Here is a 24585-nt window from a genome sequence, read left to right as displayed (position 1 = left end):
CGCCGGTTATTCCGTCAGCAGCCAGTAGCCGTTCACCCCGTCGCCTGTATTGCGCAGGGTCACGGTGACAAAGCCGCTTTCCGGCAGCTGCAGCGCGCAGGCAAGCGCGGACCCGTCCTGCTGGCACAGCGGCCCGGTCTCGGTGCCGATGGTCAGGTTCAGCGGGCTGTCGCCATCGCCGATGACCCCGATTGCCGTTTCGGCCCCACCATCGACGGCCAGTTGATAGCGATGCACCTCGCCCGGCCGCAGCACGGCCGCGCTTTGGCGCAGGGTTGCCTTTGGCAGCAGCTCGGCCGTGGCGGCGGCATCCTGCAACAGCAGGGCCAGCGTCTCGTCGGCCTCGACCGCGACACGGGCAAGTTCCATCATCGCGGCGGGGTCGCGTGGTGCGGGGCGCTGATCTTTCCCCCCGTCACGGCCGCCCTCGGCCTCGGGCGCGCGCTCCACCGGATGCACCTCGATTCCGGCGGCCAGACGCGCGGCGGCGATCTGGCTCAGCCCGTCCTGCGCCGCCACCCCCAGATCGAACAGCCGATAGGCGGTCACCATCTGATCCACCGCACCGGCCACGGCGGGTGTGGCCGTCAGGACCAGCAGGGCAGGGGCAAGAAACAGGCGCATCGGAACCTCGGGATTGAACGGACGCGAGACTGCCAGCAAGCCCCGGCGAAGAAAAGCCCGAAGCGGCGCTTCGCCGATCCGGGCTTTCGCCGCGTCTCCGGGACGGTTATTTGTGCACACAAATGAAAGGGAACCCGCGATGCGCGACATCTTTGCCCGGCTGATGGAATTCGACACCACAAGCGCCAAGCCGAATATCGCGCTGATGCATTATGTGCGCGATCTGCTGGCCGGTGCCGGGATCGAGGCGGTGCTGATCCCCGATGCGGGGGGCGGCAAGGCCAATCTGTTTGCCACGGTCGGGCCAGCGGGCATGGGCGGCGTGATGCTTTCAGGCCATACCGATGTGGTGCCGGTGGAAGGGCAGGCCTGGACCAAACCGCCTTTTCACCTGACCGAGGCGGATGGCCGTTTCTACGGTCGGGGCGCGGCGGACATGAAGGGCTTCTGCGCGCTGGCGATCGAGGCGATGCTGAAGGCCGCGACCCGCCCGCTGAAGGTGCCGCTTCATCTGGCGTTGTCTTACGACGAGGAAATCGGCTGCATGGGCGTGCGGTCCATGGTCGAGATGCTGGCGCAGGCGCCGGTCAAGCCGCGCTTCTGTATCGTGGGCGAACCGACGGCGATGCAGGTGGCCACTGGCCACAAGGGCAAGGTGGCGCTGCGCGCGACCTGCATCGGGCGCGAGGGGCATTCGGCGCTGGCACCACTGGCGCTGAATGCCCTGCATCTGGCGGCAGATTTTCTGGGCGAGGTGCGGGCACTTCAGGCCCGCGTCGCGGCCAGCGGGTTGCGCGACGGTGATTATGACGTGCCCTATACCACGATCCATGTCGGCAAGATGCAGGGTGGCGTGCAGGTCAATATCGTGCCCAACCGCGCCACGCTGGATTTCGAAATCCGCAGCCTTGCAGGCGACGACCCCGAAACGCTGATCGCCGAATTGCGCACGGGCGCCGAACGTATCGTGGCGCCCTTGCGAGCCGAGTTTCCCGAAGCGGCGATCACCGTAGAACGGCTGTGGGATTACCCCGGCCTCGGCACCCCCTCGGATGCGGCGGTGGTGAATTTCGTCAAGGGCCTAACCGGGGCAAACGGCACGATCAAGGTGGCCTTCGGCACCGAAGGCGGGCTGTTCTCGCGCGATGTGGGCGTGCCGACGGTGATCTGCGGCCCCGGTTCGATGGCGCAGGGCCACAAGCCCGACGAATTTGTCACGGTGGAGCAGATGGAACGTGGCCAGGCTATGCTCGACGCGCTGCTGGTGCGGCTGGAGGCCGGTCTCTGACCCCCGTTGCGCCGTGCCCCGCGCGGCCCTAGTGTCGCGCCCATGGCCATTACGCTTTCTTCCCTGACCGATGTGGCGACCCTCAGGTTCGACACGATCATCGATGCCCGCTCGCCCGCCGAATGGGCCGAGGATCACATCCCCGGCGCCATCAGCCTGCCGGTGCTGAGCAACGAGGAGCGCGCCGTCGTAGGCACGATCTACAAGCAGGAAAGCCCGTTCAAGGCGCGCAAGGTCGGCGGTGCGCTGGTGGCACGCAACGCCGCTGCGCATCTGGAAGGCCCGCTGGCCGAGAAGGACGGCGCGTGGCGCCCGTTGGTCTATTGCTGGCGCGGCGGCATGCGGTCGGGCTCTTTTGCCACCATCCTGAAAAGCGTGGGCTGGCGGGCAGATGTGGTGGAGGGCGGTTATCGCAGCTGGCGGCGGCTGGTGGTGGAACAGGTTTATGACCGCCCTGTCGCAAGCCCCGTGGTGCTTCTGGACGGCAATACCGGCTCTGCCAAGACGGAACTTCTGGCGCTGCTGAAGGCGCAGGGCGCGCAGGTGATCGACCTCGAGGCGCTGGCGCGGCATCGCGGCTCGCTGTTCGGCGCCATGCCGGGCGGGCAGCCATCACAAAAAGCGTTCGAGGGCGCGCTGGCGCTGGAACTGGCGCGGCTCGACCCCGCCCGCCCGGTGCTGGTGGAGGCCGAAAGCGCCAAGGTGGGCGATTGCCGCCTGCCGCCGCGCCTTTGGCGCACGATGGTCGCGGCGCCCCGGATCGAGATCGCGGCGCCGCGCGCCGAACGCGCCGCCTATCTGGCCCGCGCCTATGCCGACCTGAGCGCCGATCCATCGCGTCTGGCCGCCACGGTGGGTCTGCTGCGTCCGCTGCATGCGGGGGAGGTCATCGACAACTGGCTGGAACTGGCCGCGACCGGCGCGCATGAGGCACTGGCCGACAGCCTGATGGCACACCATTACGACCCGCGCTATGCCAAGCATCGCGCCCGGATGGAGGTGCCGCGTCAGGTGGTGGAGACAGACAGCCTGCGCCCCGAGGCGCTGCCCGATCTTGCCGGGGCGATCCTTGCCCGACTTGATGCCCTCTGACACCCGCCCCCGTCAGGTTTGCAATGCAACCTGTCGCATTTCCGCTCGCCATTGCCTGCCGCCGTGGCATGCTGGCGCGAACAGGGAGACGCAGATGACACCGATGACTTTGCTCCGTATGCGGGCGGCCGACTGATGTTCCTTTCGGTTTTCGACATGTTCAAGGTCGGCATCGGGCCGTCCTCCTCGCATACGATGGGGCCGATGGTGGCCGCCGCGCGCTTCCTTCAGACGCTGCGGGACAGCCCGTTCCATGCCCATGGCCTCAGCGCCTCGCTGCACGGCTCGCTGGCCTTCACCGGGGTGGGCCATGCCACCGACCGCGCCACGATCCTCGGCCTCGCCGGGTTCGAACCTGCGAGCTACGACCCTGAAAAGGCCGAGGCCACGCTGGTCACGATCAATGAAACCCGGACCATCTCGCCCCCCGGTCTGGGCACGCTGACCTTCGACCCGAAAACCGACATGGTATTCGACTACGGCCCCTCGCTGCCCGGCCATGCCAATGGCATGATCCTGCGCGCCACCGATGCGCAGGGCGACGTGATCTTGCAGGAAACCTATTACTCCATCGGTGGGGGCTTCGTGCTGACCGCTGCGGAACTGGCGGCGGGCGAGGCGGCGAAGCCGAAGGCAAGCTGCCCCTATCCCTTCGAGACCGCCGCGCAGATGCTGGAGATGGCGCGCGAGTCGGGCCTCAGCATCGCGCAGATGAAGATGAAGAACGAGCTTTGCTTCCGGAGCGAAGCCGAGATCAAGGCAGGAATCGCCCGGCTTTGGGAGGTGATGAACAACTGCATCACCCGTGGCATGGCGGGCGAGGGCATCCTGCCCGGCGGGTTGAAAGTGCGCCGCCGCGCCAAGGGCATCCATCAGGCGCTGGAGGCCGAACGCGGGCTGAACATGACCGCGCCGCATACGATCAACGACTGGATGTCGCTTTACGCCATGGCGGTGAACGAGGAAAACGCCGCTGGTGGGCAGGTGGTGACCGCGCCGACCAACGGCGCGGCCGGCGTGCTGCCCGCCGTGTTGCGCTATTATCTTGACCATGTGCCGGGGGCGACCACGTCGAAGATCCCTGATTTCCTGCTGACGGCTTCGGCCATCGGGGGCTTGTGCAAGCATAATGCCAGCATCTCGGGCGCCGAATGCGGCTGTCAGGCCGAGGTCGGCAGCGCCGCCGCCATGGCGGCGGCGGGGCTTTGCGCGGTGATGGGCGGAACGCCGGAACAGGTGGAAAACGCGGCTGAAATCGCGCTGGAGCATCACCTCGGCATGACCTGCGACCCGGTGAAAGGGCTGGTGCAGGTGCCTTGCATCGAACGGAACGGTCTGGGCGCGATCAAAGCGGTCTCGGCCGCCAGTCTTTCGCTGCGCGGCGATGGCCAGCATCTTGTCAGCCTCGATGTCTGCATCGAGACCATGCGCCAGACCGGCCATGACATGCACGAGAAATACAAGGAAACCTCGCTGGGCGGTCTGGCGGTCAACGTGCCGAACTGCTGACGCGCCGCAACGCCGGGGGAGGGCGCAAATTTCTTGCTCAAGAAATTTGCAAATTCGTTTGGAACGAATTTGCCGCGCCTGAGCCCTGCGGTGGTCGCTTCCGGCTTGGACCTGCCTGCCGGGCCGGGCTAGACAGGGACCATGACACAAGATCGTATCCTCCCCGGCGTTCTGTTGATGATCGCCTTCTGTGTGCTTGCGCCTCTTCTGGACGTCGCCTCGAAACTTGCGACCGCGACCATTCCGGTGGGGCAGGTGACGCTGGCCCGTTTCGTCGTGCAGGGGGCCTTGATGCTGCCCATCGCACTGGCCCTTGGCAGTGCGTGGCGGATGAGCGCGCGGATGGCGGGGCTGGTCATGCTGCGCGCGCTGTTTCTGGTGCTCTCTACCTATTGCTTCATCGCGGCCATTGCGATCATGCCGATTGCCGATGCGCTGGCCATCGTGTTTGTGGAGCCGTTCATCCTGCTGTTCCTTGGCCGTCTGCTGTTCGGCGATGAGGTCGGGCCGCGCCGTATCGCGGCCTCCGTCGTGGGCTTCGGTGGCGCGCTTCTGGTGATCCAGCCTGCCTTCGCCACCTTTGGCGCGGTCACGCTTTATCCGCTGGGGACGGCGTTTCTGTTCGCCTTTTACATGCTGGTGACCAGGGCGATGTCTACAGGGATGCACCCGGTGGCAATGCAGCTTCATACCTCGCTGGCGGGGATACTGTTGTGCCTGCCGGTAATCCTCTGGGCCGAAGGGACGGGCATCGCCGACCTTGATCCGGTCTGGCCAGAGGGGCTGGCATGGCTCTGGCTGTTTGGTGTCGGGTTCTGGGCCGGGGTCAGCCATATGTGCATGACCTATGCGCTGAAATTTGCGCCTTCGGCCACGCTGGCGCCGCTGCACTATTTTGAAATCGTGGTGGCGGTGGCGCTGGGCTATCTGGTGTTCGGCGATTTCCCGAATGCGATGACCTGGGCGGGGATCGTGGTCATCACCGGATCGGGGCTTTACGTCATCTGGCGCGAGCGGCTGGGGGCCAAGGCCCGCGCCACCCGCAGCCTGACGGATGCGAGCTTCTAGGCGGGTTGCGGGGTAAATCCTGCGGACAACAGCCCTGCAAGCTCAGGCGCCGAGTTGCCCCAGCAGTTCCGCCGCCGCCTCGTCCGGGGTGCGGCGGCCTTCGGCGACCTGCGCACCCAGCGAGTGCAACACGCCGCGCATCGGTTCACGGGTCAGGCGGGCAAGAAGGCCCTGACGCACCTCTTCCTCGAACCAGTGGCGGGCCTGTGCGGCGCGGCGGCTGTCCCAATGGCCATGCGCACGGCGCCATGCGGTCAGGGTCTGCATCTCCTCCCAGGCCTGCGCCAGCCCGTTTTCCTCCAGCGCCGAAACGGTCAGCGCCTTGGGAAAGCCCTCGGGGTCTTGCGGGCGGCGGCGCAGCAGGCGCAGCGCACCTGCATAGTCGGCCTGCGTGCGCATCGCGGCGGGTTTCAGATCGCCATCGGCCTTGTTCACGAGGATCAGGTCCGCCATTTCCATGATGCCGCGCTTGACGCCCTGCAATTCGTCGCCGCCGGCCGGGGCCAGCAGCAGAAGAAACAGGTCGCACATCTCGGCCACCATGGTTTCGGACTGGCCGACGCCGACGGTTTCGATCAGCACCACGTCATAGCCCGCGGCCTCGCATAGGGCGACAGCCTCGCGGGTGCGGCGCGCGACGCCGCCAAGGTGGGTCTGGCTGGGGGAAGGGCGGATGAAGGCCATGGGATCGCGGCTCAGCCGTTCCATCCGGGTCTTGTCGCCCAGGATCGACCCGCCCGAGCGGGCAGAGGACGGGTCGACCGCCAGAACCGCGACGCGCAAGCCTTGCGCGGTCAGGAAACAGCCGAAACTCTCGATGAAGGTCGATTTGCCCACGCCCGGCGTGCCCGACAGCCCGATCCGCAGCGCCTGCCGTCCGGCGCGGGCGACCTCGGCCACCAAGGCGCGGGCCTGCGCGCGGTGATCCTCGCGCGCGCTTTCCACCAGCGTGATGGCACGGGCAAGGGCGCGGCGGTCGCCGGATTTCACGGCTTCGGCAAGAATTGTTACATCCATCGTCTGTTCCGGGCGTCAGAAGGCGATCAGGGTCGGTCTTGGCGCCGATCTCGGCAAGGAGGGGCCGATCACGGGCTTGTCGGGATGTAATGCCCGTTTGATCCGATATATTCCAGTGCCGAAGGCGACGGATCGGCGGCAGCACCCGCCCCGGAGCCGCCCGCAAGCATGGAGTGGTTTGGTGAAAGCAGGATTCTCGCGGGCGCTGTGCGCCGGGGTCATGGCGATGACCGTGATGGCAGGCCCGGCACGGGCGGAACAGGCGCAGTTTGACTTCGTGTTGAAAGGGATCACGGCGGGCAGCCTGACCTGGAATGGCGAGGGTCAGCCCGGCGGCGGCTATGCGGTGGCGGGGCGGTTGCAGACCACCGGCCTTGCGGCGCTGCTGAAGAAGGTGCGCTATGACGCGCAATCGCGCGGGCGCATCACCACCAAGGGCACCTATCTGCCGCAGTCCTATACCGAGGATGCCGATACCGGGCGGCGGCAGTCGCAGGTTTCGATGGTCTGGCGCGACGGCGCGCCGTCGATCAAAAGCTACAACCCGCCGCGCGATCCGCGTCCCTATGACGTCGATCCCGCGACGCAGAAAGGGGCAGTCGATCCGCTGACCGCGATGTTCGCCAGCCTGCGGGATGTGAAGGCGGGCGAGGAATGCCGCGTCAATGTCAATATGTTTGACGGGCGCCGGGCCAGCCGACTGAGCCTTTCCGCCCCGAAGGCCAATGGTGACAAGGTGACCTGCTCTGGCGAATACCGCCGCGTCGCGGGCTTTTCACCAGAGGACATGGCCGAAAAGACCCGCTTCCCCTTCACGCTGACCTATGAACCGGCGGGCAACGGGATGATGCGGGTGGTCGAAGTGGCAACAGACACGCTTTACGGCAAGGCCCGTCTGGTGCGCCGCTGATCCCCGGTTCGGGGGAGGGGACGGAATTTTCCGTCCCACTGCCGCTCCGAATCACGCTACGCTGCGGGCGTTGATGCCCGGATCGCATTTTTGGTCGGGCCAAAGTCATTTGACCAGACAGCTTGCGGGGGCATGCAATGGTGTTGATCAGGGGAACTTCCGGCAACGACAATCTTCGTGATAGCGATCCCGATTACATCCGTCGGGAAACGGCAAACCGGATCGAAGGGCTGGCGGGTAACGACACGCTGGAAAACAGCAGCGACAACGATACCATATTTGGCGGTGCCGGCGACGATGTGATCACGCGCAGCATCATTGGCGAATCCGAGGAATTCAATTTTACAGCCGAGAATTACACAGGCCCCTATACCGAGAAAATCATTCCCGCGGGCACAGACATCATCAATGCAGGCTCTGGCAATGACGCCATTCAGGCCAGCGGCGGCGATGACAGCTATGATGGCGGGTCGGGTTATGACCTGCTGGATTACAGCTCGTGGTCTATCGGGTCCGGCACGGGGGTAGTCTATTACATGGCGCGCCGGGTCACCACATCCTTTCCGAAAGGCGTGACCGTTGACCTCGGTCAGGGGCTGGCGACCTTCGATGGCGGCACGGTGACGGTCGAACATTACAGCAGCACGACCGGGAAGGTTTATGGTTCGGGCACCGCCTCGGGTGTCGGGAGGTTTTCGCACAGCTTTGTGGGGTTTGAGGCGGTTGTCGGCTCGATCTATGCTGACCGCCTGACCGGCACCGACCGCACCGATGTGACCGAGTTCTTCGATACTGGCGGCGGCACCGGGGCCGGCAAGGACCGGATCAACGGCGGCAAGGGCGAGGACATCGCCAGTTTTGCCACCAACTATAACGGCGTGGTCGCCGATCTTTCCGCCCGCAAGGCCGAAGTGAATCTGAGGGTCTTTGACGACGGTAGCACAAGTGGCGGAGAAACCGTGATCCTCATCGGGATCGAAGGGCTTTATGGTTCGATCACGGCGGATGTCCTGCGGGGCGATGGCGGTGCAAACACGTTCAATGGTCGTGCCGGAGATGACACGATCGAAGGCGGCGGCGGGGTCGATACCGTCGTTTACAACATGGATGTGTTGCCGAATGCCGGGCGCGCGCTGGGTCTGAATTTCCGCCCGGCGACAGGTGTGAATGTCGATCTGGACGATGGCAGCGCCACCGATGAATGGGGCAATACCGACAGCCTCAGCGGGATCGAGAATGTCGAAGGCTCGCATAACGACGATACGATTGCCGGGGATGATGGCCGCAACATGCTGATGGGTCTTGCCGGTGCCGACGCGATCTACGGCGGCGGCGGGCTGGACGCGATCTATGGCGGTGATGGCGCCGATACGATGGAGGGTGGCGCTGGCGGCGACAAGCTGTGGGGCGACGAAGACGATGACGACATGTCCGGCAATGCCGGAGATGACCTGATGGAAGGCGGCAACGGCAATGACCGGCTGGACGGCGCGGCCGACAATGACCGCCTGCGCGGGCAGGCGGGCGATGACACGCTGCTGGGCGGCAAGGGCGAGGATACGCTGGACGGTGGCGACGGCAATGACAGCCTCGACGGCTCCAAGGGCGATGACACGCTGGAAGGCGGGGACGGGGCAGACACCCTGATCGGCGGCGCAGGCGACGACAGCCTGATCGGGGGCGACGGCGCCGATGTGGTGAAGGCGGGCGGCGGCGGTGACCGTATCATCGCGGGCGACGGGGCCGACAGCTATGATGGCGGCAGCGGCAAGGATTATCTCAATACCTCTGAGGCAACCGGCGGACTGAAGCTGGATCTGGCCGCCGGGACGATGAATGCCAAGGGTCTTGGTGCCAATACGCTGAAGGCGATCGAGAATGTCTATGGCACCGATTTCGCGGATCGCATGGTCGGCGACGGCAAGGACAACCGGCTTTACGGTTTCAACAAAAAAGACCTGATCGACGGCGCAGGCGGCAATGACACGCTGCTGGGCGGCGCGGGGAATGACAAGATCGAGGGCGGTGCTGGCGACGACAAGATCGACGGCGATGCCGAGTTCGAAACCACCGGCCGGTCGACCGGTTCGGGCCGCGACACTTTGTTCGGCGATGGCGGCGATGACCTGATCCTCGGGGGCGGCGGAAACGACAACCTGTTTGGCGGCACGGGGGCCGATACGCTGAACGGTGGCGATGGCGAGGACGTTCTGAACGGGGGCGGTGGTGCGGATGTCTTCGTCTTTTCCAGGGGCAGCGACACGATCCGCAACTTCAATCTGAAAGAAGATGTGATTGACGTGGCAGGGGGCGACAGCATCGCCCGCTTCCGCAATCTGGAGGATCTGGGCGCGGCTGTCACCGAACGCCGTGGCAACCTGACAATCGAGGTTGGCGGGCACAGCCTGACCATCCTGGGCGTCAGCTTCGAGCAGCTGAAGCCGCATAACTTCGATTTCCTGTGACCGGGCCATGATCCGGGCAGCGGCGATGGGCTCTCGCACTATGGGCGGTAACATCCTATAAGGCTGCGCAGCAAAAGCCGAGGAGTTGCCATGCCCGCCGATCTTTCGCCCATCGACAAGGCCAAGTTCGTCGCCGCCAAACGCGCGGTGGAATATGTGGAATCGGGCATGAAGCTGGGCCTTGGCACCGGCTCGACCGCCGCATGGATGGTGCGTTGCCTGGCCGAGCGCATCCGCGAGGAGGGGCTGAAGGTCAAAGGTGTGCCAACCTCCAGCCGCACCGCCGAACTGGCCCGCAGCCTTGGCGTACCGGTGGTCTCGCTCGACGATGCGAAATGGCTTGATCTTACCATCGACGGGGCCGATGAAATCGACAGCCAGCTGAACCTCATCAAGGGCGGCGGTGCGGCGCTGTTGCAGGAAAAGATCGTCGCGACGGCCAGCGACCAGATGATCGTCATCGCCGATGCCGCGAAAGAGGTGGCGCAGCTTGGCGCCTTCCCGCTGCCGGTCGAGGTGATCCCCTTCGGTTGGCAGACCACCAAGGCGCTGATCGAGGAAACGCTGGTCAGCCTCGACGTGCTGAACCGCGACTGCACGCTGCGCATGAACGGCGATGCGCCGCTGGTGACGGACGAGGCGAATTACATCGTCGATCTGCATCTGAAACGCATCGGCAATCCGCGCCAACTGTCGCTCGTGCTGAACCAGATTCCGGGCGTGGTGGAAAACGGGCTGTTCATCGACATCTGTGACATCGTGGTCGTCGGCCATGGTGATGGCCGGGTGACGGTGCGCGACATCAATTCGGGCGAGGTCGAGGAGGATCACATCGACCTCGTGCCCAGCGATAACATCTTCTCGGATTCGGATGACTGACATGGCTTTCGACTACGACCTTTTCGTCATCGGCGGCGGCTCGGGCGGGGTGCGCGCGGCGCGGATCGCGGCTTCCGAAGGCGGCGCCAAGGTCGCGCTGGCCGAGGAATACCGCATGGGTGGCACCTGCGTCATTCGCGGCTGCGTGCCCAAGAAGCTGATGGTCTATGCCAGTGAATATCCGGGCCTGATCGAGGATGCCCGTGCCTATGGCTGGAAGGTCGAGGCGGGCGCCTTCAACTGGGGCCATTTCCGAGTGCAGCTTGAGGCAGAGCTGAACCGGCTGGAGGCGGCCTATCGCGGCGGCCTGACCGGCGCGGGCGTGGAAATCTTCGATCAGCGCGCCACAGTCGCCGATCCGCATACGGTGGAACTGGCCGATGGCCGTCGCTTCACCGCGAAACACATCCTGATCGCCACGGGCGGGCGGCCCTTCATGCCCGATGTGCCGGGTGCAGAACTTGCCGTCACTTCGAACGAGATGTTCCGGCTGGACATGCTGCCCAAGCGGGCGCTGGTGGTGGGCGGTGGCTTCATCGCCTCCGAATTCGCCTGTATCCTGAACGGTCTAGGTGTCGATGTCTGCCAGTATTATCGCGGCGCGCAGATTCTGCGCGGCTTCGATGACGAGGCGCGCGGCCATGTGGCGACGGCCATGCAGGCAGCAGGCGTGACCATCCATTGCGGCACCGATGTGCTGCGGATGGAGAAAACGCATACCGGCATCCGCGTCGTGGCGACCGATGGAACCGAACGCGAATTCGATCTGGTGCTTTACGCCACCGGCCGCAAACCCAATACCGCCGGTCTGGGGCTGGAACCGCTGGGCGTAGAACTCGGCCGCAATGGCGAGGTCAAGGTGGATGAATGGAGCCAGACCGCCGTGCCTTCGATCTATGCGGTGGGTGATGTGACCGACCGCATCAACCTGACCCCTGTGGCGATCCGCGAGGGCCATGCCTTCGCCGATACGGTGTTTGGCGGCAAGCCGCGCAAGGCCGATCACGAACTGGTCGCCTCGGCCGTGTTTACCCAGCCGGAACTTGGCACCGTCGGCCTCAGCGAGGAAGCCGCCCGTGAACAGGAGCCGGTGGAGGTTTACGTCGCCAGCTTCCGGCCGATGCAGACGCTGTTTGCCGGCCGTCAGGACCGTGTGATGATGAAGCTGGTGGTCAGCCAGTCCAGCCGCAAAGTGCTGGGCTGCCATATCGTCGGCCCCGGCGCGGGAGAGATGATCCAGCTTGCGGCGGTGGCCGTAAAGATGGGGGCGACGAAGGAAGATTTCGACCGAACGGTCGCGGTCCATCCGACCATGGCCGAGGAATTGGTGACAATGCGCAACCCGGTGCGCCGCGGATAGGGGCAGGGCTGCGGCCAAAGCTCTCATACCGGGGGATCAAGGGTTGATTTCCGCGCCGGAATGACCAGTTAGCTGGAAACGAAAACAGTTAGGGAAAAGTCGATGTCGAATGGAGGACCGTGGGGCGGTGGCGGTGGCGGGGGCGGTGATGACCGCGACAGCCGCGACAACGGGCGTGGCGGGCCGCGCAGGCCCGGAAACGATGGACCCCAGATCCCCGAGATCGACGAGATCGTGAAGAAGGGGCAGGAACAGCTTCGCGTCCTGATGGGCGGGCGTGGCCGTCCCGGCGGGCCGGGCGGTGGCGGCGGCAACGGCGGCTCGCCCGTCGGGCCGATCCTGTCGAAACCCGGCATCGCGCTGGCCGCGCTGGTGCTGGCGGGGCTGTGGTCCTATGCCTCTTTCTATACGGTCAAGCCCGAAGAACGCTCGGTCGAGCTGTTCCTTGGCAAGTTCAGCGCAGTGGGCAACCCCGGCCTGAACTTTGCGCCCTGGCCTTTTGTCACCGCCGAGGTGGTGCAGGTGACCGGCGAACGCACGACCGATATCGGCGCCGGCCGCAATGGCGAGATGGATGGCGGGCTGATGCTGACCCGCGACCAGAATATCGTGGACATCGATTTTCAGGTCGTCTGGAACGTGTCTAACCCGGCCGATTACCTTTTCAACCTTGCCGACCCGGCCGATACGATCCGCGCGGTTTCGGCCTCGGCCATGCGCGACATCATCGCGCGGTCGGAGCTGATCCCGGTCCTGAACACCGGGCGCGGCCCGATTGCCGCCGAACTGCGCGAGGCTGTGCAGAACACGCTCAACAGCTATCAGGCGGGTATCAATGTGGTGCGGATAAACTTCAACCGCGCCGATCCGCCGGACGAGGTGCGCGACGCCTTCCGCGAGGTGCAGGCCGCGCAGCAAGAGCGTGACCGGCTGGAGAAGGAAGCCGATGCCTATGCCAACCGTGTGACTGCGGGCGCACGGGGGGAAGCCGCGCGCATCACCCAGGATGCCGAAGCCTACCGCGCCCAGGTGACCAATGCTGCCGAGGGTGAGGCCAGCCGCTTCAACGCCGTCTATCAGGAATATGTCAAGGCGCCGGATGTGACGCGCAAGCGGATGTATCTGGAAACCATGGAAAATGTTCTGGGTGGCATGAACAAGGTCATTCTGGACGAGGCCGATCAGGGTGGTTCGGGCGTCGTGCCCTATCTGCCGCTGAACGAACTGGTCCGCCCGGCGGATCAACCCAAGCAACAGGGGAGCAACTGACATGTCGAAAGCCCCCTTCCTGCTTGGCGCCGCCTTCGTGGCCATCGTTACCGGCCTGTCGTCCATCTTCATCGTGGATGAACGCGATCAGGTGCTGGTTCTGCAATTCGGTCAGGTCAAGCAAGAGGTGACCGAGCCGGGTCTGGGCTTCAAGCTGCCGTTCATTCAGGACGTCGTCAGCTATGAAGACCGGATTCTGGGCCTGCAAACCCAGCCGCTTGAAGTGACGCTCAGCGACAACCGCCGTCTGATCGTCGATGCCTTCGCCCGCTGGCGGATCGACAATCTGATCGACTTCCGCGAGGCGGTGGGCGCCGGTGGTGTCGATGCGGCGCAAGCGCGGCTTGGCTCGGTGGTTTCCGCAGCGATCCGCGAGATTCTGGGTTCGGTGCCGCTGAACGCTGTGACTTCGGATGACCGGACCGCGCTGATGAACCGCATCCGCGACATTGCCGGGCGTGAAGCGGCCAGCCTTGGGGTCGAGGTGATCGACCTGCGGCTGACCCGCACCGATCTGCCCGACCAGAACCTTGCCGCGACCTTCGCCCGGATGCGGGCCGAACGGCAGCGCGAGGCGGCAGACGAGATCGCGCGTGGTAACGAGGCCGCCAGCCGTGTGCGTGCCGCCGCGGACCGGAGTGTGGTCGAGGTGACCTCGGACGCCAAACGTCAGGCCGAGGTGATCCGCGGCGAGGCCGATGCCAAGCGGAACGCGATCTATGCCGACGCCTTCGGCAAAGACCCGGAATTCTTCGCCTTCACCCGGTCGCTGACCGCCTATGAACGCGCGCTGAAATCCGGCAATTCCTCGATCGTGATGTCGCCGGACAGCGAGTTCTTCGATTACCTGCGCGACGCGCAGGGCCCGCAGCAGCAGTAACGGGCATGGCGCTGATCCTCTGGCTGATCGGCGCGGCCTGCGTGGTGGAGGGGCTGGTGCTTGCACTGGCCCCTTCGCGCATTCCGCAGCTTCTGGCGCTGATTGCGGCGATGGAAGTTTCGCAACGCCGTCTGATCGGCCTCGCGGCCCTTGCGGCGGGCGTCGGCCTGTTGTGGCTGGCGCGCAGCCTGGGCTTCGGGCCGGTGGGCGGCTGAACAGGCGGTTGAAACAGTATCTCACACCCAGTTGACGCGGCGCGACTTGGTTTGCATTGCGCCGGAACCGGCTTACTGTTGTCTATAGCGCCATAGCCGGACCGCGTCCGGGACGGAACTTGCAACCGAAAGGAGAGAGCGGTGCAATCCAGAGCCATTTCCATGGAAACCGCATCGGCCCCGCCGCGTGCCGGGGTGATCCGGCTGGCGGGTGCGATGCTGCTGGGCCTCGCCGTGGCCATGGGCCCGGTGGCCCGTGCCGAGGCGCGCGGCGCCCCTGAAAGCTTTGCCGATCTGGCGCAGCAGATCAGCCCCTCGGTGGTAAATATCACCACCTCGGCCGTGGTCGAAACCTCGACCGAAAACATGCCGCAATTGCCCGACGGTTCGCCCTTCAAGGATTTCTTCGACCAGTTCCAAAGCCCGAACGGCGAGCCGCGACGGTCCGAGGCGCTTGGCTCGGGCTTCGTGATTTCCGAGGACGGCTATATCGTCACCAACAATCACGTCATCGAGGGCGCGGATCAGATCGAGATCGAGTTCTTCTCGGGCGACCGTCTGCCCGCGAAACTGGTGGGCACCGACCCCAAGACCGACATCGCGCTGCTGAAGGTGGAAAGCGACAAGCCGCTGCCCTTCGTCAACTTCGGTGACAGCGATCTGATGCGCGTGGGCGACTGGGTGGTGGCCATGGGCAACCCGCTGGGACAGGGCTTCTCGGTTTCGGCCGGGATCGTCTCGGCCCGCAACCGGGCGCTGGCGGGCACCTATGACGATTATCTGCAAACCGATGCGGCCATCAACAAGGGCAACTCGGGCGGGCCGCTTTTCAACATGGACGGGCAGGTGATCGGGGTGAATACCGCGATCCTGTCGCCCAATGGCGGCTCTATCGGCATCGGCTTTTCCATGGCCTCGAATGTGGTCAACAAGGTCGTCGATCAGCTGCGTGAATTCGGGGAAACCCGCCGCGGCTGGCTGGGCGTGCGCATTCAGGACGTGACGCCGGATGTGGCCGAGGCGATGGGCCTTGCCAAAGGCTCCAAAGGGGCGCTGGTGACCGATGTGCCGGATGGCCCTGCCAAGGACGGCGGCATTCTGGCGGGCGACGTGATCTTCAGCTTCGCGGGCAATGAAATCAAGGACGTGCGCGACCTGACCCGCCGCGTGGCCGATGCGCCTGTGGGCGAGGCCGTCAAGGTCATGGTGTTGCGCGAAGGCAAGTCCGAAACGCTCAGCGTGACGCTGGGCCGCCGCGAAGAGGCCGAAAAGGTTGAAAGCGCGGCTGCCAAGAAGGAAGGCACCGCCCCGGCAAAGCAGGAGCTTCTGGGCCTTACCCTGTCCCCGGTGACCGAAGAGCTGTCGGCCGAGATGAACCTGCCGGAAGGCACCGAGGGCCTTGTGGTCACCAAGGTCGATGGCACCTCGGAAGCCTTTACCAAAGGTCTGCGCGAGGGGGATCTGATCACCGAGGCGGGCCAGCAGAAAGTCAGCCGGATTCAGGATCTGCAAGACCGGATTTCGGAAGCCAAGGATGCGGGCCGCAAGTCGATCCTGCTGCTGATCCGTCGCGACGGCGACCCGCGCTTCGTGGCGCTGTCGGTCGAATAAGCTGCCATTTGGCAAGACAACAGGGCGGCGGGGAAACCTGCCGCCCTTTTTGTCTGTCCGGGGCTGACGGGGCTTCCCCCCTGCGCCGCATCGCGGCATTCTTGCGCTGCAAACAGGAGCCACCGCCATGCCAGACACCCTTCCAACGCCGCCCGACCACGAGCCGGTGATCCGCACCATTGCGATGCCCGCCGATACCAACCCTGCGGGTGACATCTTCGGCGGCTGGCTGATGGCGCAGATGGACCTTGCGGCGGGCAACCTTGCCGCCCGCATCGCGCGGGGGCGGTCGGTCACCATCGCGGTGGACGGGATGACCTTCCTCAAGCCGGTGAAGGTGGGGGATGTGGTCTCGATCTATGCCGATCTGGAAAGCACCGGCCGCAGTTCCATGCGCATCCATGTCGAAGCCTGGCGCCGCCACCGCTATGACACTGAAAACATCAAGGTGACCGACGCCACCTTCACCTTCGTCGCCATCGACGAAACCGGCCGATCCCGGCCAATCCCGCAGGATTAACCGATCTCGCGCAGCAGGCGGGACCGGAAGGACATCAGCCATTCGGCGCCTTCTTCGGCCATGCGGCGGCCCTCGGTCGTCTGCATGGTCTCGACCAGCGGCAGCAGCTTCACCTCGATATGGTCAAGCGCGAAGGCACGGTCGTCCAGCGGGCGTCGGCTGGCCAGCGGGTCGTCGGCATCGAAAAGCGCCCCACCCATCGCCCCGGCGACATAGAACATCCGGGCAACTCCCAGTGCCCCCAGCGCCTCCAGCCGGTCGGCGTCTTGCAGGATGCGCGCCTCTGTCGTTTCGGGCGGAATGCCGGCGGAAAAACTGTGGGCGGCGATGGCATGTTCGACGGCTGGCAGTTTCTCGGCCGGAAAGCCCTGCGTTTCCAGCCATTCCGCGGCTGTGCGGCCCGACAGCCGCGAAGCCTGCGCCCGGTCCGGATGGTTCTTCGGCAGGTTGACCAGATCGTGAAAGAAGGCGGCGGCCAGCAGCACTTCGGTATCGGCGCCACCTTCGACCAGTGCGATCGTCTGGCAATTGCGCCAGACGCGGCGCAAATGGCCCAGATCATGCGCGCCGTCGCTTTGGTCTTGCCAGCGGCGAGCCACTTCTGCCTCGTAGGTCGCCTGTCGTTCGGTCAGGGTCATTCCAGGTCGTCCAGATTGGTGGTCACAATTCCCAGCGCCCGTGCTGCGCGGAGGGACAGCGTGGGGCTGTCGAGGCCCAGCGGCTCCTGAAAGCGGCGGATCGCCTCGGCGGTTTCGGCATCCATCGTGCCGCTGACCGGCGCCATGTAATAGCCGCGCGCCTTCAGCGCCCGTTGCAGCGTTGCCACGAAAGCCACGGTCATCTGATCGGGGCAGGGGGTGCGGAAATGCACCGCCTCGCGTTCCTTCACGACGCGCTGATGCGCTTCGCTGCTGTAGACGGGGGGCACGATGACATTGCCCGCCTCATCGCGCTGCGCCTCGGTCACCAGCACCTGTTCGGTCACGGTCTCGAACACGGCGGGGGTGACATCGGCGGCCCAGCATTCGCCGGGGCCGCCCTTGGGCAGCGGATCGAAGGGCGAGGGTGGGCGGATCACGTCGGCGGCCAGATTGGCGGTAGATGGCGCCTGCGTGCCGGGCTGGCAACCCGCCAGCGCGATCATCACAAGAAGGCAGGCGACCGGGAGGGCGCGGGATCGGATCATCGGGTCTCTGGTCGCTCGTTCTGCCTCGGGGCCGGGGGCAGAGTAGCGGCAAAGCCTGCGCGGCGGAAGGGGGGCGCGACCTGTCGCCGCCGGGCTGGAAGCCCGCGCCGAATTCGCCTATGTCTTTGCCGCAACCTCGTGAATAAAGGCCCGGCGAAATGGCGAAGATCACCTATGTGGAGCATAACGGAACCCAGCATGTCATCGAGGTCGCAACCGGCCTGACGGTGATGGAAGGTGCGCGTGACAATGGCGTGCCGGGGATCGAGGCCGATTGCGGCGGTGCCTGCGCTTGTTCCACCTGCCACGTCTATGTCGCGCCGGAATGGGTGGACCGCCTGCCCAAGAAGGATGCGATGGAAGAGGACATGCTGGATTTCGCGTGGCAGCCCGACCCCGTGCGCTCGCGCCTGACCTGCCAGCTGAAAGTTTCCGACGCGCTGGACGGTCTGGTCGTCAATCTGCCGGAAAAACAGATCTGAGGGCGCTTGCGGCCCTTCTGTTGATGGCGGTGCCGGCAGAAGCTGCACCGCGCATCCTTGCGGCGGACTATGCACAGCCGGTGGATCGTTATGATCACCGCATCCTTGGCGGGCTGCCTGATCATGGCACGCTGAGGATAAGGCTTGCCCCCTGCGCGGGCTGCACAGCCGAAACGCGGCTGTTCCGTCTGCCCGAGACCCATGTGTTCGAGGATGTGCGGCCGCGTCTGGCCGATGTGACTGGCGATGGCCTGCCCGAGGTCGTGGTGGTGGAAACCGACATCCGGCGCGGTGCCTCGCTTGCGGTCTATGGCCCCGAAGGGCGCATCGCCGCCACCGAGCCGATCGGGCAGACCCACCGCTGGCTCGCGCCCGCCGGGATCGGTGATTTTGACGGCGATGGCCGGGTGGAAATCGCTTATGTCGACCGCCCGCATCTGCGCCGCGAACTTGTCTTTGTGCGGCTGGAGGGTGGGGCGCTGGTCGAACGCGCCCGCCGCGCCGGCTTCAGCAATCACAATATCGGGGATGAAGTTATCCTCAGTGGCACGCGCGATTGCGGGCAGGGGGATGAACTGGTGCTGCCCGATGTGCAAGGGCGGCTTGTCGCACTGGGTCGGGATGCAGGCTTCGCGGGGCGGCCACGCGATCTGGGCAAGGCCAGCCCCACACGGCTCCGCGCGGCGCTGGCCTGCCGCGACTAGGCTTCAGAACGGATGGGATCGGCCGTCCCAGGTTTCAAACCGGCCGGTCGTCTGCACCGTCAGCGCGTCCAGCCGGTCCAGAATGCCTCTGGCAGCCGCATCGGGCGAGATCTCGGCCGCCGCGCCGCCCATATCGGTCTGCACCCAGCCCGGATGCAGGATCGAGACGGCGATGCCGTCGGGGGCCAGATCGGTTGCCAGATTGCGTCCGAGGTTCAGCACCGCCGCCTTGGACGCGCGATAGGCATAGCTGCCGCCGGGCGCGCGGGTGGTCGATCCCATCTGCGATGACAGGATGACGATGCGCCCTCGTGCTGCCCGCAATTGCGGCAGCAGCGCCTGCACCGTCAGAAAAACGCCTGTGACGTTGGTGGCAAAGCTTTCGGCCCAAAGCTCCGGCGCATAGCCATCTTCCAGCCGTTGCCCGCGATCCAGCAGCACACCCGCATTGCAGATCACCGCATCCAGCGGGCCAAGCCGCGCGGCGAGTGCAGCCTGCGACGCGGGATCGGTGACCTCCAGCCGCTCCCACCGGATTGCGGGGCTTTCGGGTGGGGCACCGCGGGTGGTGCCTGTGACCTCCCAGCCGCGCGCCAGCGCCGTGGTGGCCAGCGCCCGGCCAATGCCGCGCCCGGCGCCGGTGATCAGAAGATGGGACATCAGTTGGTTTTCCGTGCGGGCAGGAAGGGCAGGGGCGCGACGGGCACGCCTTCTTCAATCAGCTTGCGTGCCTCATCGGGGCGGGCCTCGCCATGGATGGCGCGTTCGGGGCTTTCACCCGCATGCATGCGCCGCGCTTCCGAGACGAAATTCACGCCGACATATTCGGAATTGGCCTCCACCTCGCGCCGCAATGCGGCCAGTGCGGTTTCGACCTCCGAGCCGGGCGCCTTCAGATCGGGACGTGCAGGGGACGCAGCCGGAGTGGCGACGGCGGGCGTCATCAGCGCCTTTTCCACTTTGCCGCCGCCGCAGATCGCGCAAGTCACCAGCCCGCGCGCTTTCAGATCATCGAAAGCGGCGGCCGAGGCGAACCAGCTTTCGAAATCATGTTCTTCGGCACAGTGCAGCGAGTAGCGGATCATGGCCTTTTCCTGTCGGGTCTGAATCACACATGGCGCGACCGGGCAGTGAAATCAAGCGTGCCGGACCGGAGGCTCCGGCTTCAGGCCCGGCGGGCGGGTTTGCTTTTGCCCTGCGCAAGCGACTGGCGGTCAAGATCGGCCAACAGGGCCTGCAACTCCGGCTCTGCCACCTTGCGGGCGGCTTTGCGCGGGGGAAACCACTTGCGGCGGCGCTGCTTTTCCTCGGGGAAGCTGCTGGCCAGTGCCGAAACCTGCAACGGATAGACCGCCACGACACAGGGCACCGTCTCGCGTTTTGGCCCCTCGCCACGTCCCAGCCCCTTGTCGTAGGAATAGAGGCCGAGACAATGTGCATCAGGCTGTCCCTGAACACCTGCCTCCTCCCAAGCCTCGCGTGCGGCAGAGGCTTCGGGGCTGAGCCCGTCGATCGGCCAGCCCTTCGGGATGACCCAGCGCCCGGTATCGCGGCTGGTGATCAGCAAGACCTCGATCCCTTCGCGCCCGGCACGCCAGCACAGCGCGGCATATTGCGTCCTGGTTGCGGATGGGTCGGAAATCTGAAGCGAGGACTTGGGGTCAATCGTCACGTCTTTGCCTGCCTGTCGCGGCCCGCTACACAAGTTCGGGTATGATTTGTTGCGGGATTCTCTGTATCTTGGGTTGTCAGTGTGATCAGGAAATCTAGGTTTTCCAGAGCAAATGCGCAACCTCTGTCGAAAAATGTTGATTTGGCAGGAACAGGTGAGGCGCAAGCACGTTGAAAGAGCCGCAAGCGGCGGATCGCGGGAGGACAGGAAGATGGGGCCGATCTATCGTCGTTCATTCATCAGTGCGATGGTTTTCGCCAGTCTTGCCGTGCCCCTTCGGGCGGCCGGTGCGCCCGGTTTCCGCTTTGATGCCATTGAGGGCGGAACGCTGGATACTGCTGATTGGCGCGGGCGCCCGGTTCTGGTGGTCAACACGGCCTCCCTCTGTGGGTTCACCCCGCAATATGATGCGCTGCAAGAGTTGCAGGATCGTTATGGCCCGCGCGGGCTGGTGGTGCTGGCCGTGCCGTCAGACGACTTTGCGCAGGAGTTGAAGGACGATGCCGCAGTGAAGGAATTCTGCACCCTCACCTTCGATCTGACGCTGCCGATGACCCGCATTACCCATGTCAAGGGCAAGGGCGCGCATCCGTTCTATCGCTGGATGGCTGATGAGCACGGTTTCACCCCCGGCTGGAATTTCAACAAGGTGCTGCTTGGCCCCGACGGGCTGCCGCGCGGCACCTGGGGCGCGCCGGTCACGCCGATGTCCTCGGCCATCACAGGGGCGGTGGAGGCTGTGCTGCCGTGACAGGGGCGCCAGTCGGGCCGCTGTTCCTTGGGTCCGAAATCTATCGTGGGTCGTCTTATGGCGGGCTGCATCCGCTGCGTGTGCCGCGTGTGCCTGTGGTCATGGATCTGTGCCGTGCGCTTGGCTGGCTTCCGGCCGGGCAGTATCGCACAAGCCCACGCGCCAAACCGGCAGCGCTGCGGCTGTTGCATGACGCTGATTACCTTGAGGCACTGGCCAGAGCGGAGGCCCTGACCCGTGCGGGACAGGCGATCCCGGATGACTGGCGCGCGCGCTTCGGGCTGGGCACCCTGACGAACCCCTGCTTCCCGGAAATGTTTCGCCGCCCCGCCACCGGGGCGGGGGCGATGCTTTGGGCGGCGGAGGTGCTGGCCGCGGCGCCTTCGGGTGTCATCCACGCGCCAGGCGCGGGCACACATCACGGGCTGGCGGGGCGGGCGGCGGGCTTCTGCTATCTGAACGATGTGGCTTTGGGGGTGGCGGCGCTGCGTCGGGCAGGGCTGGAGCGTGTGGCCTATGTCGATCTTGATGCCCATCATGGCGATGGGGTTGAGGCGGCCTTTGCCGGGCAGCCCGAGGTCTTGCTGATCTCGGTGCATGAGGAAAACCGCTGGCCCTTCACCGGGCGGCTGGAGGAGGATGCGGGCGGCAATGCCTTCAACCTTCCGGTGCCGCGCGGCTTTCACGATGACGAACTGGCGCTGGTAATGGACCGTCTGGTTCTGCCGCGTGTAGCGGCGCACCGGCCCGATGCCATCGTGCTGCAATGCGGGGTGGACGGGCTGACCGAAGACCCGCTGGCGCGGCTCGCACTGTCGAATCGCGCCTATCTGGCGGCGGTGGCGGCGCTGCGCCCTCTGGCGCCCCGGCTGATTGTCACGGGTGGCGGTGGCTACAATCCCTGGACGGTGGGGCGGGCCTGGGCCGCGATCTGGGGGCTGCTGTCGGGGCAGGAGATGCCGGACCGCCTGCCGCCCGAGGCCGAGGCGGTGCTGCGCGGGTTGGGATGGAACGGCGGTTCGCGTCCGCTGCCACCTGAGCCGATCCTTACCACTCTGCTGGACCCGCCGCGCGGGGGGGCGGTGCGGCCCGAAATCCGCGACCGGCTGGCAGTTCTGGCGCGGCGCTGAAGGCTTGCGACCAGGCGTCCGCGCGGGCAGCATGGCACCATGTCGATCCGCGCTTTCATCGCCATCGGTCTTCCCGAAGGTATCCGTCGTGACCTGATGCTGCTTCAGGCCCTGTTACCCTTGCCCCGGCGGCAAGAGCCCGAAGACCTGCATCTGACGCTGGCCTTTCTGGGGGAGCAGCCCGAGCCGCTGCTGGAGGCGCTGCATGACGGGCTGACGGCGCTGCGCGCGTCGCCGTTTCCGTTGCTGCTGCAAGGGGCAGGGCTGTTCGGCGGGGCCAGGCCGCGGGTGATCTGGGCCGGTGTCGCGGAAAATCCCGCGCTACGGCATTTGCAATCCCGTGTTGCGCGGGTGGCAGTGCAGGCGGGCATCCCGGTGGCGGCGCAGGGCTTTGCCCCGCATGTCACGCTGGGTCGCGCCGGGTCGCTGGAACCTGACCAACGCGCCCGGCTTGAGGCGGCGGCGGTGGCCGCCGATGGTTTTCGCGCCGGACCTTGGCAGGTGGAGGCAATCGGGCTTTACGCCTCATACCTTGGGCGCAAGGGCGCGCGTTATGATGTGCTGGCAGAATATCCGCTGGCCGGTTGAAGCTGTGCCAGCAGGGCGGCCAGCAGTGCTTCGGCGGCATCGGCGCCGCCCAGAAGTTCGGTTGCGCAGGTGGCCAGACGTTCCTGTTGCGCCGCATCGCATCCGGCCAGTGCCGGGCCGAGGGTTTCGGCCTGCGCCGCCTGCGCCCCTCTGCCTGTGTCCAGCGCGGCAAAGACCTCTGTGAAGTTATGAACCGACGGGCCGTGCAGGATTGCCGAGCCATGGGCGGCGGGTTCAAACGGTGTATGCCCGCCTTTGGGCACGAAGCTGCCGCCGATCACCGTAGCCCCGGCCATGGCATACCAGAACGGCATCTCGCCCAGCGTATCCGCAAGATAGACAGCGGTTTCCGGCCCCGGAACCTCGCCCGCCGACCGCGTGGCAAAAGGTAACCCGCGCGCAGCGATCAGCGCCGCAATGGCCGCGGCGCGGCGCGGGTGGCGGGGGGCAAGGATCAGCAGATCGAAATTCCCGCGGGCGGCGGCGAAGGCATCCAGAACCACCGCATCCTCCCCCTCATGGGTCGAGGCGGCCAGCAATATCTGCGGACGCGGATGCGGCGGCGCGAAGGGCAGGGTGACCGGCATGATCCCGGCGGCGCGCGCCTTCAGCATCAGTTGTGGGCCAAGGCTGCCTTCGGGCAGGCCCAGCGCGACCAGCCGCGCCTCGGACGCGGCATCCTGCGCCGAGGCCAGCGTGACCCTGCCCAGAATCGCGCGCACCAGATCCGGCGCCAGCCGTGCCCAACGCGTGGCCGAGCGTTCGGACATCCGCGCACCCAGCAATATCACCGGGCCGCGTTCTGATATGCGTCCGATCCGCTCGGGCCAGAGTTCATTTTCAAGCAGGATCAGCGCGCGGGGCTGCCAACCCGCGATGAAACGGGCGACTGCGCCCGGCGTGTCGAAAGGCGCCAGCCGCGCCTCCAGCCCCGGCAGGGCCCAGCCTGCCACCATGGTCCGAGCTGTTCCGGTGTTGCAGGTTACCACCAGCCGCATTCCGGGCCGTGCCGCGACGATCCGTTCCACCAGCCAGCGCACCGAGGCCAATTCGCCGTTCGAGGCGCCATGCAGCCACAGATCGACCGGCTGCCCGCCATGCCCCAGCCGCTCGGCCAGTGCCCCGGCACCGCTGCGCCCTGTCAGCCGCTGCCAGAGTGCCACGCCCAGCAGAACCGGAAATGCAAGCCGCAGGATCAGGCGATAAAGCCGCATTCGGGCATCCTTTGAAACTCTGGACCCGTGCTTAGGCGGGACTCGCGCGGCTGGCAAGCATGGCGGAGGAAGGCTCTATCTCAGATATTAGATTTAGAATTGATCTAACTCAAGGTTTCAGGGAACGAGTCGGGGCAGTCTGTCCCCGGAC

At 65.7% G+C, this 24585-nt stretch carries 26 protein-coding genes; 18 read left to right on the top strand and 8 right to left on the bottom strand.

Annotated features, from left to right (window positions below; all coding sequences use genetic code 11):
- Positions 1–6: 6 nt before the first annotated feature.
- Positions 7–624, bottom strand: a complete 618-nt coding sequence (locus D2N39_RS17435) for a hypothetical protein (protein WP_147373509.1) — start codon at positions 622–624, stop codon at positions 7–9.
- Between D2N39_RS17435 and argE the strand changes: the two genes are divergently transcribed.
- From argE to D2N39_RS17415, 4 genes are all read left to right on the top strand, one after another.
- Positions 581–1912: an acetylornithine deacetylase gene (gene argE, locus D2N39_RS17430; protein WP_325048515.1), complete on the top strand. Its 1332-nt coding sequence runs from the start codon at positions 581–583 to the stop codon at positions 1910–1912. The genes D2N39_RS17435 and argE overlap by 44 nt on opposite strands.
- Positions 1913–1954: 42 nt before the next feature.
- On the top strand, positions 1955–3004 hold the full coding sequence (gene mnmH / locus D2N39_RS17425; protein WP_119136048.1) for a tRNA 2-selenouridine(34) synthase MnmH: 1050 nt from the start codon (positions 1955–1957) through the stop codon (positions 3002–3004).
- Between the two features lie 135 nt (positions 3005–3139).
- On the top strand, positions 3140–4513 hold the full coding sequence (locus tag D2N39_RS17420; RefSeq protein ID WP_119136047.1) for an L-serine ammonia-lyase: 1374 nt from the start codon (positions 3140–3142) through the stop codon (positions 4511–4513).
- 141 nt (positions 4514–4654) lie between these two features.
- Complete coding sequence (locus D2N39_RS17415; protein WP_233557246.1) at positions 4655–5581, top strand: DMT family transporter; 927 nt, start codon at positions 4655–4657, stop codon at positions 5579–5581.
- Between the two features lie 42 nt (positions 5582–5623).
- Here the strand turns inward: D2N39_RS17415 and meaB are convergent, their stop codons facing one another.
- Positions 5624–6598 carry a methylmalonyl Co-A mutase-associated GTPase MeaB gene (gene meaB, locus D2N39_RS17410; protein WP_119136045.1) on the bottom strand — a complete coding sequence of 325 codons (975 nt, stop codon included), beginning with the start codon at positions 6596–6598 and terminating at the stop codon, positions 5624–5626.
- Between the two features lie 181 nt (positions 6599–6779).
- On the opposite strand from meaB, the gene D2N39_RS17405 reads away from it, so the two are divergent.
- From D2N39_RS17405 to D2N39_RS17365, 9 genes are all read left to right on the top strand, one after another.
- Positions 6780–7508: a DUF3108 domain-containing protein gene (locus tag D2N39_RS17405; RefSeq protein WP_233557244.1), complete on the top strand. Its 729-nt coding sequence runs from the start codon at positions 6780–6782 to the stop codon at positions 7506–7508.
- Positions 7509–7645: 137 nt separating this feature from the next.
- Positions 7646–9973 (top strand): calcium-binding protein, encoded by a 2328-nt coding sequence (locus D2N39_RS17400; RefSeq protein ID WP_119136043.1) that lies wholly within the window; start codon positions 7646–7648, stop codon positions 9971–9973.
- A 90-nt stretch (positions 9974–10063) separates the two neighbouring features.
- A complete protein-coding gene (gene rpiA / locus D2N39_RS17395; protein ID WP_119136042.1) occupies positions 10064–10852 on the top strand; it encodes a ribose-5-phosphate isomerase RpiA in 789 nt (262 codons plus the stop codon).
- 1 nt (position 10853) lies between these two features.
- Complete coding sequence (gene gor, locus D2N39_RS17390) at positions 10854–12212, top strand: glutathione-disulfide reductase (RefSeq protein WP_119136041.1); 1359 nt, start codon at positions 10854–10856, stop codon at positions 12210–12212.
- Positions 12213–12314: 102 nt separating this feature from the next.
- Entirely contained in the window at positions 12315–13481 is a 1167-nt protein-coding gene (gene hflK, locus D2N39_RS17385; RefSeq protein ID WP_119136040.1) for an FtsH protease activity modulator HflK, read from the top strand.
- 1 nt (position 13482) lies between these two features.
- Complete coding sequence (gene hflC, locus D2N39_RS17380; RefSeq protein WP_119136039.1) at positions 13483–14361, top strand: protease modulator HflC; 879 nt, start codon at positions 13483–13485, stop codon at positions 14359–14361.
- A gap of 5 nt (positions 14362–14366) precedes the next feature.
- Positions 14367–14576: a DUF2065 domain-containing protein gene (locus D2N39_RS17375; RefSeq protein ID WP_119136038.1), complete on the top strand. Its 210-nt coding sequence runs from the start codon at positions 14367–14369 to the stop codon at positions 14574–14576.
- A gap of 162 nt (positions 14577–14738) precedes the next feature.
- Entirely contained in the window at positions 14739–16187 is a 1449-nt protein-coding gene (locus tag D2N39_RS17370; RefSeq protein ID WP_199725292.1) for a DegQ family serine endoprotease, read from the top strand.
- Between the two features lie 127 nt (positions 16188–16314).
- Positions 16315–16707, top strand: coding sequence for an acyl-CoA thioesterase (locus tag D2N39_RS17365; protein WP_119136036.1), 393 nt, complete (start codon positions 16315–16317; stop codon positions 16705–16707).
- On the opposite strand, the gene D2N39_RS17360 is transcribed toward D2N39_RS17365, so the two are convergent.
- Both D2N39_RS17360 and D2N39_RS17355 read right to left on the bottom strand, forming a co-directional pair.
- On the bottom strand, positions 16704–17345 hold the full coding sequence (locus tag D2N39_RS17360) for an HD domain-containing protein (RefSeq protein ID WP_119136035.1): 642 nt from the start codon (positions 17343–17345) through the stop codon (positions 16704–16706). The two genes, D2N39_RS17365 and D2N39_RS17360, sit on opposite strands and share 4 nt — an antisense overlap.
- Positions 17342–17893, bottom strand: a complete 552-nt coding sequence (locus D2N39_RS17355) for a peptidoglycan-binding domain-containing protein (protein WP_119136034.1) — start codon at positions 17891–17893, stop codon at positions 17342–17344. The genes D2N39_RS17360 and D2N39_RS17355 overlap by 4 nt, the downstream gene beginning before the upstream one ends.
- Before the next feature lie 158 nt (positions 17894–18051).
- Between D2N39_RS17355 and D2N39_RS17350 the strand changes: the two genes are divergently transcribed.
- Together D2N39_RS17350 and D2N39_RS17345 are read left to right on the top strand one after the other, a co-directional pair.
- Positions 18052–18375 (top strand): 2Fe-2S iron-sulfur cluster-binding protein, encoded by a 324-nt coding sequence (locus D2N39_RS17350; RefSeq protein WP_119136033.1) that lies wholly within the window; start codon positions 18052–18054, stop codon positions 18373–18375.
- Between the two features lie 23 nt (positions 18376–18398).
- Complete coding sequence (locus tag D2N39_RS17345) at positions 18399–19079, top strand: FG-GAP repeat domain-containing protein (RefSeq protein WP_119136032.1); 681 nt, start codon at positions 18399–18401, stop codon at positions 19077–19079.
- Positions 19080–19082: 3 nt separating this feature from the next.
- On the opposite strand, the gene D2N39_RS17340 is transcribed toward D2N39_RS17345, so the two are convergent.
- The 3 genes from D2N39_RS17340 to D2N39_RS17330 all read right to left on the bottom strand — a co-directional run bounded on the left by D2N39_RS17340 (position 19083) and on the right by D2N39_RS17330 (position 20751).
- Positions 19083–19739, bottom strand: a complete 657-nt coding sequence (locus D2N39_RS17340; protein WP_119136031.1) for an SDR family NAD(P)-dependent oxidoreductase — start codon at positions 19737–19739, stop codon at positions 19083–19085.
- Positions 19739–20164, bottom strand: coding sequence for a DUF1178 family protein (locus tag D2N39_RS17335; RefSeq protein ID WP_119136030.1), 426 nt, complete (start codon positions 20162–20164; stop codon positions 19739–19741). The genes D2N39_RS17340 and D2N39_RS17335 overlap by 1 nt, the downstream gene beginning before the upstream one ends.
- Positions 20165–20244: 80 nt before the next feature.
- Entirely contained in the window at positions 20245–20751 is a 507-nt protein-coding gene (locus tag D2N39_RS17330) for an NUDIX hydrolase (protein WP_233557242.1), read from the bottom strand.
- A gap of 211 nt (positions 20752–20962) precedes the next feature.
- On the opposite strand from D2N39_RS17330, the gene D2N39_RS17325 reads away from it, so the two are divergent.
- Genes D2N39_RS17325 through thpR form a run of 3 tightly spaced genes read left to right on the top strand, consistent with a single transcriptional unit; the run spans position 20963 to position 23220 of the window.
- Entirely contained in the window at positions 20963–21502 is a 540-nt protein-coding gene (locus D2N39_RS17325; RefSeq protein ID WP_199725290.1) for a glutathione peroxidase, read from the top strand.
- Positions 21499–22632 carry an acetoin utilization protein AcuC gene (locus D2N39_RS17320; RefSeq protein WP_119136029.1) on the top strand — a complete coding sequence of 378 codons (1134 nt, stop codon included), beginning with the start codon at positions 21499–21501 and terminating at the stop codon, positions 22630–22632. The genes D2N39_RS17325 and D2N39_RS17320 overlap by 4 nt, the downstream gene beginning before the upstream one ends.
- A 39-nt stretch (positions 22633–22671) precedes the next feature.
- Positions 22672–23220, top strand: coding sequence for an RNA 2',3'-cyclic phosphodiesterase (gene thpR / locus D2N39_RS17315; protein ID WP_119136028.1), 549 nt, complete (start codon positions 22672–22674; stop codon positions 23218–23220).
- On the opposite strand, the gene D2N39_RS17310 is transcribed toward thpR, so the two are convergent.
- Positions 23184–24434, bottom strand: a complete 1251-nt coding sequence (locus D2N39_RS17310; RefSeq protein ID WP_119136027.1) for a 3-deoxy-D-manno-octulosonic acid transferase — start codon at positions 24432–24434, stop codon at positions 23184–23186. The two genes, thpR and D2N39_RS17310, sit on opposite strands and share 37 nt — an antisense overlap.
- Positions 24435–24585 lie beyond the last annotated feature (151 nt).

It is taken from the genome of Gemmobacter lutimaris (genome assembly GCF_003570715.1).
Lineage (GTDB): Bacteria > Pseudomonadota > Alphaproteobacteria > Rhodobacterales > Rhodobacteraceae > Gemmobacter > Gemmobacter lutimaris.
Note: the sequence above shows the minus strand (reverse complement) of the source record. Positions and strands in the feature narration are given on the sequence as shown.